Origin of the sequence: Virgibacillus alimentarius (assembly GCF_017874635.1) — a bacterium.
GTDB lineage: Bacteria > Bacillota > Bacilli > Bacillales > Amphibacillaceae > Virgibacillus_B > Virgibacillus_B alimentarius.
Genome location: NZ_JAGIKX010000051.1, coordinates 1 through 11520 on the forward strand (window position 1 = coordinate 1; position 11520 = coordinate 11520).

The 11520-nt window shown below is 34.2% G+C and carries 15 protein-coding genes and 1 rRNA gene; 8 read left to right on the forward strand and 8 right to left on the reverse strand.

The features are described from left to right. Window positions 1–268: 268 nt before the first annotated feature. From J2Z81_RS15075 to J2Z81_RS16025, 5 genes are all read left to right on the forward strand, one after another. Window positions 269–589, forward strand: a complete 321-nt coding sequence (locus J2Z81_RS15075) for an ArsR/SmtB family transcription factor (protein ID WP_029270816.1) — start codon at window positions 269–271, stop codon at window positions 587–589. A gap of 87 nt (window positions 590–676) precedes the next feature. Further along, window positions 677–1561 carry a permease gene (locus tag J2Z81_RS15080; protein ID WP_029270814.1) on the forward strand — a complete coding sequence of 295 codons (885 nt, stop codon included), beginning with the start codon at window positions 677–679 and terminating at the stop codon, window positions 1559–1561. An 18-nt stretch (window positions 1562–1579) separates the two neighbouring features. Further along, window positions 1580–1882, forward strand: a complete 303-nt coding sequence (locus J2Z81_RS15945) for a methyltransferase domain-containing protein (protein WP_226374447.1) — start codon at window positions 1580–1582, stop codon at window positions 1880–1882. A gap of 84 nt (window positions 1883–1966) precedes the next feature. Then, window positions 1967–2497 carry a methyltransferase domain-containing protein gene (locus tag J2Z81_RS15950; protein ID WP_226374445.1) on the forward strand — a complete coding sequence of 177 codons (531 nt, stop codon included), beginning with the start codon at window positions 1967–1969 and terminating at the stop codon, window positions 2495–2497. Between the two features lie 22 nt (window positions 2498–2519). Next, window positions 2520–2654, forward strand: a complete 135-nt coding sequence (locus J2Z81_RS16025; RefSeq protein WP_264175936.1) for a hypothetical protein — start codon at window positions 2520–2522, stop codon at window positions 2652–2654. 711 nt (window positions 2655–3365) lie between these two features. Here the strand turns inward: J2Z81_RS16025 and J2Z81_RS15090 are convergent. Next, on the reverse strand, window positions 3366–3641 hold the full coding sequence (locus J2Z81_RS15090; protein ID WP_226371705.1) for a DUF2239 family protein: 276 nt from the start codon (window positions 3639–3641) through the stop codon (window positions 3366–3368). Window positions 3642–3771: 130 nt separating this feature from the next. Next, on the reverse strand, window positions 3772–4428 hold the full coding sequence (trmB, locus tag J2Z81_RS15095) for a tRNA (guanosine(46)-N7)-methyltransferase TrmB (RefSeq protein ID WP_029270810.1): 657 nt from the start codon (window positions 4426–4428) through the stop codon (window positions 3772–3774). Between the two features lie 78 nt (window positions 4429–4506). On the opposite strand from trmB, the gene J2Z81_RS15100 reads away from it, so the two are divergent. Beyond that, window positions 4507–4794, forward strand: a complete 288-nt coding sequence (locus J2Z81_RS15100) for a YtzH-like family protein (RefSeq protein WP_226371706.1) — start codon at window positions 4507–4509, stop codon at window positions 4792–4794. Here the strand turns inward: J2Z81_RS15100 and J2Z81_RS15105 are convergent. The 5 genes from J2Z81_RS15105 to J2Z81_RS15125 form a co-directional block, all read right to left on the reverse strand. Further along, complete coding sequence (locus J2Z81_RS15105; RefSeq protein WP_029270806.1) at window positions 4781–5599, reverse strand: phosphotransferase family protein; 819 nt, start codon at window positions 5597–5599, stop codon at window positions 4781–4783. The two genes, J2Z81_RS15100 and J2Z81_RS15105, sit on opposite strands and share 14 nt — an antisense overlap. An 82-nt stretch (window positions 5600–5681) precedes the next feature. Continuing rightward, on the reverse strand, window positions 5682–6626 hold the full coding sequence (locus tag J2Z81_RS15110) for an NERD domain-containing protein (protein ID WP_226981396.1): 945 nt from the start codon (window positions 6624–6626) through the stop codon (window positions 5682–5684). Continuing rightward, window positions 6601–7188, reverse strand: coding sequence for an RNA 2',3'-cyclic phosphodiesterase (gene thpR, locus J2Z81_RS15115; protein ID WP_226374443.1), 588 nt, complete (start codon window positions 7186–7188; stop codon window positions 6601–6603). The genes J2Z81_RS15110 and thpR overlap by 26 nt, the downstream gene beginning before the upstream one ends. A 9-nt stretch (window positions 7189–7197) precedes the next feature. Further along, window positions 7198–7914 carry a pseudouridine synthase gene (locus J2Z81_RS15120; protein ID WP_029270799.1) on the reverse strand — a complete coding sequence of 239 codons (717 nt, stop codon included), beginning with the start codon at window positions 7912–7914 and terminating at the stop codon, window positions 7198–7200. A gap of 20 nt (window positions 7915–7934) precedes the next feature. After that, window positions 7935–9554 (reverse strand): putative polysaccharide biosynthesis protein, encoded by a 1620-nt coding sequence (locus J2Z81_RS15125; RefSeq protein ID WP_029270797.1) that lies wholly within the window; start codon window positions 9552–9554, stop codon window positions 7935–7937. Window positions 9555–9744: 190 nt separating this feature from the next. Here J2Z81_RS15125 and J2Z81_RS15130 point away from each other — a divergent pair, with 190 nt between their 5' ends. After that, window positions 9745–11016, forward strand: a complete 1272-nt coding sequence (locus J2Z81_RS15130) for a BaiN/RdsA family NAD(P)/FAD-dependent oxidoreductase (RefSeq protein ID WP_226371707.1) — start codon at window positions 9745–9747, stop codon at window positions 11014–11016. 76 nt (window positions 11017–11092) lie between these two features. Continuing rightward, window positions 11093–11302, forward strand: coding sequence for a hypothetical protein (locus J2Z81_RS15135; RefSeq protein WP_226371708.1), 210 nt, complete (start codon window positions 11093–11095; stop codon window positions 11300–11302). 125 nt (window positions 11303–11427) lie between these two features. On the opposite strand, the gene rrf is transcribed toward J2Z81_RS15135, so the two are convergent. After that, window positions 11428–11520 (reverse strand): 5S ribosomal RNA (rrf, locus tag J2Z81_RS15140); the annotation flags it as partial.

The window sequence follows — 11520 nt, forward strand, 5'->3', positions numbered from 1 at the left end:
GTGCTCTTCAATAAGCTTGATTTGTTCTAATAGAAGTTTAATTTGTAACTTGAACACATCTGAACCAACGGTGATGCCAAAAGAATTTAAAGCACCTTTTTGAATTTGTTTGGCTTTTGTAAATCAGTTCGCTATATTCCCGGAGTAAGTCATCTTGATTTATTGTGTAATAATCCATTTTTTTGATCATTAAGGTTGCACTTTCTTTTGACAGGTAATATACTGTTAATTAATCAAAAAAAATTGATATATTAATCGGAGGTAAAGAATGGAACTTATAAAAAATGTAAATGGATTAAATGAAGACGCAGCACTCGATTTTTATGAAAAGATGTTCAATGCCTTAGCGGATAAAATTCGCCTTAAAATTATGAATGAAATCGGTAAAAGTCCAAATATGAATTTATGTGTCTGTGATTTGGAAGAAAAATTAGAATTACAACAGTCCAAGCTTTCTTATCACCTGAAGAAATTAGTTGATGCCAATATACTTATACCTGAAAAACATGGCACTTGGAATTACTACCGAATTAATGAAGAACAAATACAGGTTGTTTTATCTGAAGATACTTGTTGTAAGATTTTTTAACAGGTATCTGCTATGCTTATTAAATCAAAAAAAACTGATTAATTCATCAAAAAAAGTTGATTAATTATGGGGGAAGGAGTTATACTAATGGCAGATTCCATTATAGAATTTATAAAAACATTTCTTATGCTATCTGCTGAATTGCTCGCTTTATTTATTGTCGTTAGTTTCATTGTGAGCTTCATTCAACAGGTTGTATCAGAGGAAAAAATTAAACGATTCTTAAACCGGCCAAACAAAGCTGTGAATTATATACTAGGAACATTCTTTGGTGCCGTTACACCGTTTTGTTCCTGTTCAACTATACCTATCCTTGCCGGATTATTAAATTCAAAAGTACCATTTGGTCCATCGATGAGTTTTTTAATAGCTTCACCATTAATGAACCCGGTTATGATTTTCATGCTTTGGGCACTCTTGGGCTGGAAGATTGCACTTGTATATTTTATCGTACTAAGTATTTTCAGTATTTTAGCAGGGCTTGTATTTTCAAGACTTAATTTTGCAGAAACCTATAAAGGTGTAACGGTTAAAGGAGATAGCTTCTTCAGTAATAATCAAGGGTCTAAAATGAAGCAAGCTCTGAATGATGCATGGGCATTTCTTTATCCAATGCTTCCCTACTTATTTATAGGGGTATTTATTGGAGCATTTATTTACGGATTTATCCCGGCGGATTTCATTACAAAACACGCTAGTGGTGATGGTATATTTTCAGTTATGATTGCTTCTGTTATCGGGATTCCCATGTATATTCGCCCTGAAACGATGTTACCTATTGCGGAAGCACTGGTCTCAAAAGGTATGTCAATGGGAACTGTTATTGCATTAGTTATCGGTGGTGCAGGTGCAAGTATTCCGGAAGTCGTTATGTTATCCAAATTGTTTAAAAAGAAATTTTTGGTGGCATTCATTGCAACTATTCTAATTGTAGCTACAGGAACTGGTCTTCTGATTAATTCAATATTTTAAAGGTATGGTGATATTTAAATGAGTACGGAATCTTCAGTAATCAACCGTTATAGTAGTGCCGCAATTAACCATGAACAAAATCTTTGTTGTCCAGTTGAAAACGATACCAAATATCTAAAGATAATTCCTGATGAAATTATAGAAAAGGACTATGGTTGCGGTGATCCTTTAGGAAAAATCAAAGAGGGAGATACTGTTTTAGATTTAGGTTCGGGCGGTGGCAAAGTTCCTTATATAGTTTCACAAATCGTTGGTCAGACTGGAACGGTCATTGGCGTGGATATGAATGAAAATATGCTTGCTCTTGCTAAAAAGTATTAACAAGAAATAATAGATACTTTAGGTTATGATAACGTTACGTTTTATAAAGGTGAAATCCAAAATTTAAAACTAAATTTAGATGAATTGAACAAATATATAGAAGCCAACCCAGCAACTAATATACACGATTTTAATGCTATTAATGATCATATCAATTACTTAGAAGAAAAACTTCCAATGATTGAAGATAACAGTATCGATGTAGTCATTTCGAATTGTGTGTTAAATCTTGTTTCAACGAAGGAAAAAGAACAATTGTTTATTGAAATATATCGGGTTTTAAAAGATGGTGGCAAAGCTGTTATATCTGATATTTCATCTAACATCGTTGTTCCAGAAGAAATGAGAAATGATGAAAACCTTTGGAGTGGACGTAAGGGGAAAGATGGTCCTTGCATTGATAAAGGGCAATCCGTTATATACAAAGGGCCTTTTAAACACATTGAAGATGACGACGATCATACGTATCAAAGGGGTGAAAGGACTTTTGTATGTGAAAAAACATTTAACATTTTACAACAAGAACCTTATGCTCAACTCTTTGAGTTTTTAGATGAGAATGATCGTCAAGTTGATAGCAATGATGAGTGTTGTACACCAACATGTAATTGCTAAATTATTTAAAGGAGGTGTTAAAATGGAAAAAAACAGCTTTAAAAAAGCAATTTCTAAATTAAAACCTAAGCAACAAGAATGTTGCTCTGTTCAAATTGAAGAGAACAAGCAAGAATCTAATTCAAAGAAAGAACAAAATAATAATAACTGCTGTTAATTGCATACGGATTAAGAATTTCTTTGCATGAACGCACTATTTCATTAGGGAGCATAATTTTTATGTTTCCTTTTTTAACTATAGGGTGTCTTTAATGTCCGGATGTGTCGGGTGATAACTTTTTAATTATTCTGAAATATACTTTTTCGAGGAGTTGGGCAAAAACCCCCACTCTCGATCTTCTTGACCTCATGACACTGATGTTGGTGGCGTGAGGTCAAGAAGTTTTCGCAGCGATAGCGAAGAAAAAGAGAGCTGGAAATGGGCGCCGGTGTATTTATATCGGTTTAATGTATAAAAGTGGTAAATTAAAGGCTTTTTAAAGCAATTTTAAAGCAATTTATCGTTTTATTTCCTCTAAAAATCGTTTAACTGCCTGCTTTTGTTTCGTCTTCATACACGTCTGCTGATTTGTCCTGCAAGTACCAAAGAAAGTTCTCCAATTCCTTTACATCAATTGTTGTTTTCATGATGGATCGCCCCTTTTACTTTGCATTTTTTAATACTTTTACTTCAGCCTGTGTGTCTAATAATCCTTCTGATAACACGGAAACTTTAGCGTCTAGCTTTTCTATTTTTTAGTTAATCTTTCTTCTGTTTGTTCAATTTTTCCCGAAAGATTTTGTACTTGCTCAGTTAATTCTGTAATTGCTTGTAAAATATCGTTATTGCTGACCTCTTTGCTCATATTTTCGCCACTCCCATTTTGTTTTATTTAACAATACCATGACTTTCCCTGGCATTAGAAACTAATTCCCGAAGAAAAGCTGATCGGTTATCTTTTGCATGTTCATCAAGCCATTCCCATTCTTCTTCCGATAGCGTCAAAGATACTTTTTTTGTGACCCCGATTGCTGGCCGACCAACCTTGATATTTTCTATCTGTTGCATGTAATTGTTTAATGATCGTTTTTGTGATGCTATAAGACTTTTTAGCTCTGGGGGTATGGGTGCTAGCCCCCATATAGCGTATTGCTTTTTTGCCAAAGAACTAATTACTGGAGAAAAGCCCCTATATATTGTATATGAACATATTTTTAGTTTAACAGAGGAAATAGGAAAAAGATCCAATAAAAAAAGAAACCAATTACGGTTTCTTTTGTTAATTTGATAAAACTTAATCTTGTGCACCACTGTCAAAAAAAGCGGCTCTGCATCGATAGATCGCCTGTCTTTTTGCAGCGAATTTTTCTTCATATTCTGTCATTATATTTTGTGAATCGTTTATTTCATGAAGATTTAAATTGACTTCTTCTAGAGTCATACCAAATTGAGAAAAACTTACTAAGGAATATTCAAATAAACCTTGGTTATCCGTCTTTAAAACCACTTCACTACCCGGTTTTAAAATCACTTTATATTGCTCTAAGAAGGTATGATACGTTAGTCTTCTCTTTTCATGCCGATTTTTTGGCCAAGGGTCAGAAAAATTTAAATAAATTCCTGAAATCTCATTGGCAGAAAAAAAGCTACTAACATCCATTGCATTTTCATTTAGCAAAAGAACATTTTTTAGGTTGGCTTCTTGCATTTTTTGAGCTGCTACTACGATGACACTCTTTTCCAGCTCAATACCAATAAAATTTATATTAGGATATTGCTTAGCCATACCTACTAAAAACTGACCCTTTCCAGTACCAATCTCAAGGTGAATGGGGTTTTGATTATTAAATAAAGTACGCCATTTACTGATATAATCACTTGCATTTGGTATGATCAGATGGCTATTATTTTTTATATAATCATTTGCCCACGGTTTATATCGTTGACGCATAAGAAATTCCCTCTCTTTGCCTAATAAATATTGTATAGATTAATAAAAATGCTGCATACTAGAATAGAGGTGATGAGGATGACTTTATCTGTAAATAATCAATTAACGCTGCTTCACGATATATTAGATGAGCACCATTTGGATCGTTCAGCCAGTATTGCTGAACATCAGCAATTAAAACGGCTCGTTCAAGCTATCATGGATAATAACCATATATCTGATGAACAATTATTGCAATACCTCCAAGAAATATATCATTATGGGCAACAAGGAGAAAATGCTTCAAGTCAAACGGATCATATTTCATCAAATAAAAATAATATCGTAAATTGGATTAGTGCCATTCAGCAAACTAATTTAAAATAACGCGATCCACATAATCATTAAGATATTGTAAGTCATGCAAACGTTCCATAACTTTAATTGATTCGTGACGCTCATAATGCCAATTTAAATAATGCAGCGAATCTAATATTAAATACCAATACATACGTTCAATCAGTTGTTTGTCTTTTTTTACACCATATTGGTTTAACCATTTATTCCAATCTTTTTTTGGGATATACCATTTTAAAACCATACCAAAATCAGTAATTGGATCAGCAATCATTGCATTATCCCAATCAACTAGGTAAAGACGATTGTCTTTGGTCCAAATTAAATTATTGTGATTTAAATCGCCATGACACACAACTTTCTTCTGTGCTTTTGTTACAGGAAGTAAACGTTCTAAATAATGAAGTGCAACTTTCACTTCCTTATACATCGGTATTAGACAATTAGCGTGAAGACGTTGTGTGATTATTTTAAAACTATCTTCCGATGATACAGGTTTCTTCCCTAAACGCATAAGCATATGCAATAATTCAGAAGAATGGTGAATTTTTCGTAATAAATCAGCTACTTGGAGGTGTTGCATATCCTTCGATTCGAGCTTTTTTCCCTCTAACCATTCTTGCGCTGTAATAACGTCACCATTTTCCATTCGTTTTGTCCAAACTAGCTTCGGAACAATTCCTTCTGCAGATAATACCGCTAAAAATGGTGAAGAATTACGTTTAAGAAAAAGACGCTGATTATCTTTTTCTGCAACATAAGCATCGCCAGTCAATCCCCCTGCTGGCAATATATCCCATTCTTTACCAAGTACTTGTTTAAACCAGTTCACCAAGCATTCCCCATATCTGTCTAAATTTGAAGTGCAACTTCCTATTTTATATTTTTTTTTAAAAAAATACAACTAGGACCACAAATCATTCATTTGTAATCCTTTCATTATTCATTGTACAGATTTTCATATCCTCATCCCACTCCGCACGTTTGACAGAATTAGTTTGGCAATATTTTAATAACACTTCTGCTGCTTTCAACTGACGATTTTTTAATGGTGATACAAGACTTCTTTTTTTTTGAAACCAATCCTCATATTCATCTATTCCAATAATTTTCGTGTTATATGGATGACTTGCATCTATTATACGATTTGTCCTGGAAAGGACTATTTTTGTAATCGGAAAACTAATTTCACTTTTGCTTAAAATACTTTTTATTATTCGTTCTGTGCGCTTTAATGTAATTAATGGGCTTAATATTTTAACAGGACTATCTTCAGGATTTATAATCCACGTTCTTTCATTACTAGCTGCAATAGATGCTTGTGATTCGTGCTCTAACACATAAATGACATCGATCCCTATTGGGCTTATAAAAATAATATCTCCATCTATAGGTACTTTTTTAATGTTAAATACAGTGTCGTACATGATGAAATATGTATCCGGAAAACGTTGAAGAAAATACATTAATAACTTATCGTTATAATATCTCTTTGCCAAAGCAGATAATTCTGTAACCGTAGAAGATGCCCATTTTAATTGAAAGGGAAACAGCTTAGTTAGAAAATATCGTTTGAGGTCCTTTTCCGAAGTAGGTAAGATTATCTCTTCTTTTTTTTGCTCAAATTCATGTACTTTCCGATTAGTGAACCAAGACATCCATTTAGACAATGTTGACTCCACATCTTCATGAACATCGAGCGCCTCCTCCATATCGTTTGAGTGTGCATCAATCCATTGCTGATGAAGTTTTCTCCAGTTGTCCTGTTTTAATCGAATATATCTGCTGGGGTATCGATAGATATTCCGTTCATAACGGGAAATATAATCCCTTAATTTAATTAGTTGAGCTATCTTCTTCACCCCCATCTAATTGGAACCTTTGAACAATTTTATATTTAGGTGTGTCCTTTGGAAAAATTTGATAAATTACAATCTCATTAATCTTGAACAATTGTTGGTTCTTATAATGGCTTTCGGCTCGTATTATTTGCATTAATTCCCGCGCTGATTGACCATTCCACTTTTTAGCAAGTGTAATATGCGGCCGGTAATCCCGAAATTCGCTAGAAAAACCTGCATTTAGCGCACATGCTTCAACTTGTTGATGCAGCTTCGTCAAAGGATCCGTTAAATTAACGCCAGCCCATAGTACCCGTGGTTTTACAGGATTTCCAAATACTCCAATGGATCCACCAGCATACGTTTTAAATTGTTTAAAGGTCTCTATTTGCTTTAGCTCTTTTTGTAAACGAGACAACTGTTCATCTTTTACAGGCCCTAAAAATTTTAGTGTTATATGCAAGTCATACTTATTTGGCCAGTGCTTAAAAGGTGCTGTTTTATATAGCTCCTCCTGCCAAGTTGAAAAATAATCTTTTAACGATAATGAAAGCGGTATTGCTATAAAATAATGAGTTGCCACTAATATCCCTCATTTTTTAAGTGATAGACAATAATATAATTCAGCATGATTCAATTCTCGAAATGCCCCAACAGCTAATGACGTATCCAAGGAAAGTTCTCCCATTTCCATCCGCTGTAAATAAATAACTTTTTTATTTACAGATTCAAACATGCGCTTTACTTGATGATATTTTCCTTCTGTAATGATAATTTCTACTTCTGATATATGACCCGATTTAATGATGTCTAACTTCGCGGGCTTTGTATGATACCCATCATCCAATGTAACGCCGCTGAGAAAATTTTCGACATCTGTATGTGTTACTCTTCCCTTTATTTTTGCATAATATTTTTTTTCAATATCTTTCTTCGGTGAAGTAAGTTGATGTGCTAACTCTCCATCATTTGTAAGCAGTAAAAGCCCTTCTGTATCTTTATCTAACCTTCCTACTGGAAAAGGTTTAAAATGCCTAAGATGATCTGGCAAAAGATCAATCACCGTTTTGTCTTTTTTATCTTCGGTTGCTGAAATATATCCTGGTGGTTTATTCATCATGATATACGTATATTTTTGATAATGAATGACAGAATTATTCACTTTGACTAAATCAACATTGGGATCAACATGTATACTTCCATCCTTTGTGATTGAATGATTCACTGTGACTTGTTTCTTCTTTAATAAACTCTTTACCTCTTTTCTGCTCCCAACGCCCATATTTGCGAGTAACTTATCAAGGCGCATACTACCACCACCTTTTATTTTCATTTACGAAATACACGGTCTAATATCCGTACACGATCTCCTAATACCCGTTCTAATAATGTTGATTTGTACCCTAAGAATAAGTAAACCAATCCACCAATACTAACTCCGGCAGTGAGTACAATAATAGCTGAAATCCGATTTTCTTCATAAGGTAAATAGATTCCCAGTAAAGCTTTTATACCCCAAATAACCAAAAGCATAATAAGAGAAAAAATTGCTATTAAAAGAGTAAGTTTATAGGTTTGTTTATATGAAAAATTAATGGACACATAGACACGCCACAAATTAAGTGTTACCGCTGTTCCTACTGCTAAAGCTGTTCCAAAAATTGCCCCTTTCGCACCAAATGTATGGATAAGTTGTATATTAAATAATATCTTAATTAATAAACCAGCTGATAAACTAACCACTGCAAACTTTTGCTGATTAATCCCCTGTAATATTGCAGCTGAAACTGTAAACAAGGCAAATAATAATGCTACAGGTGCATACCAAGCTAACAGAGGACCTGTTATTTGAATATGATTCAAACCAAATAATGATCCATAAGCAACTTCAGATAGACTTGCTAAGCCAACCACTGCCGGAATAACAAGCACTAAAATAATCTGTAATGCCTGATTAATTTGCTGAATTAGCAGTGGCCGGTCGTTTTGTGTAAATGTTCTAGTTAAAGCGGGAATAATAGCTAATGATAACCCTGTTGCAATTGTAACTGGTATAATTACTAATTTATGTCCATAAAAGTTAATTGCCGCATATGGTACTTCCCATATATCCCCTTGGTTAATTGCGGCCATTGCTCTTTCAAAGGTAAATTGGTCCACTAATTGGTACAAGGGGGTTGCTAATCCCACGATAACAAATGGACCGGCATAGTAAAAAAGTTCAATAAATAAATCCTTTGTAGTTATATCATTAACATAATTTTGCTGCTCTAATTGTTTTTTTATATTTCCTTTACGTTTTTTCCAATACACCAGTAGGACAGCACAAGATGCCAAAGCTCCTACAAAAGCGGCAAATGTAGCAAATCCAACTGCTGTAGCGATCGTTCCGCCATATACTTTTATAACTAAAAACGTTGCTACAAGAAGAAAAGCAATCCGTACTATTTGTTCAACAACCTGGGATACTGCTGTTGGTCCCATCGATTGATACCCTTGGAAAAAACCACGAATAATACTCATTGCAGGTATGATTAGTAAGGCAAAGCTAACCATACGAATAACCATTGTAACGTCTGCAACGGATATACCATTCTCATATTCATTTGTAATCATCTTTCCTGCCAAAAATTCGGCACTAAAAAACAAACCGAGAAATGCTAATAACCCAGTTATACTCATGAGCGCTATTCCAGCTCTAAACATTTTCATTCCCGTTTCATAATCGCCTAAGGAGTTATACTTCGACACAAATTTCGAAACTGCTAAAGGTACACCCACTGTGGAAATACTAATTAAAATATTGTATGGAGTGTACGCAAAATTAAACAATGTTCCTCCTGTATCTCCAACTAGTGCATTAAATGGAATAACATAGATCATTCCTAAAATTTTTGATAAAAACGTGGCTCCTGTGAGCAACATCGTTCCTCTAATAATATTCGACATGATTTCACCTGCGTTTAAAATTATATTACCATCTTCGCTATTTTATCACATAATAACAGTTTACGGATAACGGTTCTATTACAATACTTAATAATGGAACAGGATTTAAATAAATGTCAAAAAGATTTCAAAAAAATTGAGCCGTTTTTTCTATCATGTTAAGATACGAAAGAAAGGAATGAGGGATAAATTGTTATACGATGTTATTATTATTGGTGGAGGTCCTTCGGGATTAATGGCTGCTATAGCAGCTGCAGAAAACGGGGCAAACACATTGTTATTAGAAAAAGGGAAAAAGTTGGGAACCAAATTAGCAATATCAGGTGGTGGCCGCTGTAATGTGACAAACAGGCTTCCACAAAATGAAGTGATTAAAAATATACCGGGAAATGGAAAATTTTTATACAGTGCTTTTTCCGAATTTAATAACTATGATATTATAGACTTTTTTGAGAATATGGGTGTTGAATTAAAAGAAGAAGACCACGGGCGAATGTTTCCAGTATCGAACTCCGCAAAGACAGTTGTTAACACATTAATAAATAAACTTCACGAGCTCAATGTTGACGTACGGATGAATACACCTGTTAAAGCGATTCATTATGGGAATGATATACACACAGTTATTTTAAAAAGTCAGGAACACATAAACGCAAAAGCGATTGTAATTGCTGTTGGCGGAAAAGCAGTACCCCATACAGGCTCAACTGGAGATGGCTATGCTTGGGCAAAAAAAGCAGGACATACAATTACTGCAATTTATCCTACAGAAGTAGCCCTGACATCCGATGAAGTTTTTATTAAAAACAAAAGCATGCAAGGTCTATCACTAAAGGATGTCGCACTCACTGTTTTAAATAAAAAGAAGAAGCCTATCATAACACATCGAATGGATATGATATTTACACACTTTGGTATATCTGGCCCTGCTGTATTACGCTGTTCTCAATTTGTAGTCAAAGAACTTATGAAAGGTGAACAGAGCGTTACAATGGTACTTGATACTTTACCAGATATAAGTAAAGAACGGCTGATTAAAAAAATCTCAAATAACATAGCAAAAAATTCTAAAAAGACATTTAAAAACTTGTTAAAAGATATGATTCCCGAGCGATTATTAACCTATTTATTTATAAAAAATAATATCGACGAAACAAAAAAAGCAGCAAATATATCGAAAGAAATAATTTCAATCATTATACAAGATATAAAACATTTTACATTTCAAGTGCATGGATCACTTCCTATTGAAAAAGCCTTTGTAACTGGTGGTGGCGTTTCTATTAAGGAAATTGCTCCAAATACCATGCAATCTAAAAAAATGCATGGCCTGTATTTTTGTGGTGAAATATTAGACATTCACGGTTATACAGGCGGTTATAATATAACATCAGCTTTAGTAACCGGGAGGCTTGCGGGAACCAATGCAGCAAATGAAAAGAAGGATCTTACTGGTAGATGATACCTCACATGTTTTTTAAAACATAGACCATCCTAATAAATGTCCGGAGACAAATAAGAAAAGGCTGGTGTTTAACATGCAAAAAAATGGAATGTGGATACCTTTAGTTGCTTCTTTGGGTGTTGGTGCAGCAACATTTTATGCAATGTCAAAAAATAACCAAAGTTTTGGCCAAACCGTCCAAAAAGTGTTACCAGTTGTTTCTCATACGATGAATGATATGAATGGAAATATTTCTAACTCCAATTCTAACTCTGGACAACTTGGCCCATATGGAATGAGCTAAGAAAAACCAAGCGTTGCCTTTTGGCACGCTTGGTTTTATTTCATATCATGTTACGTGATAAAATATCTTTTGAATACAAAAAAAGGTTAAAGCATATACGTACCGCTTTAACCTTTTTTATTCTCGCCTGGCGGCGTCCTACTCTCACGGAGGCAAAGCCTCAACTACCATCGGCGCTGGAGAGCTTAACTACTGTGTTCGGTATGGGAACAGGTGTG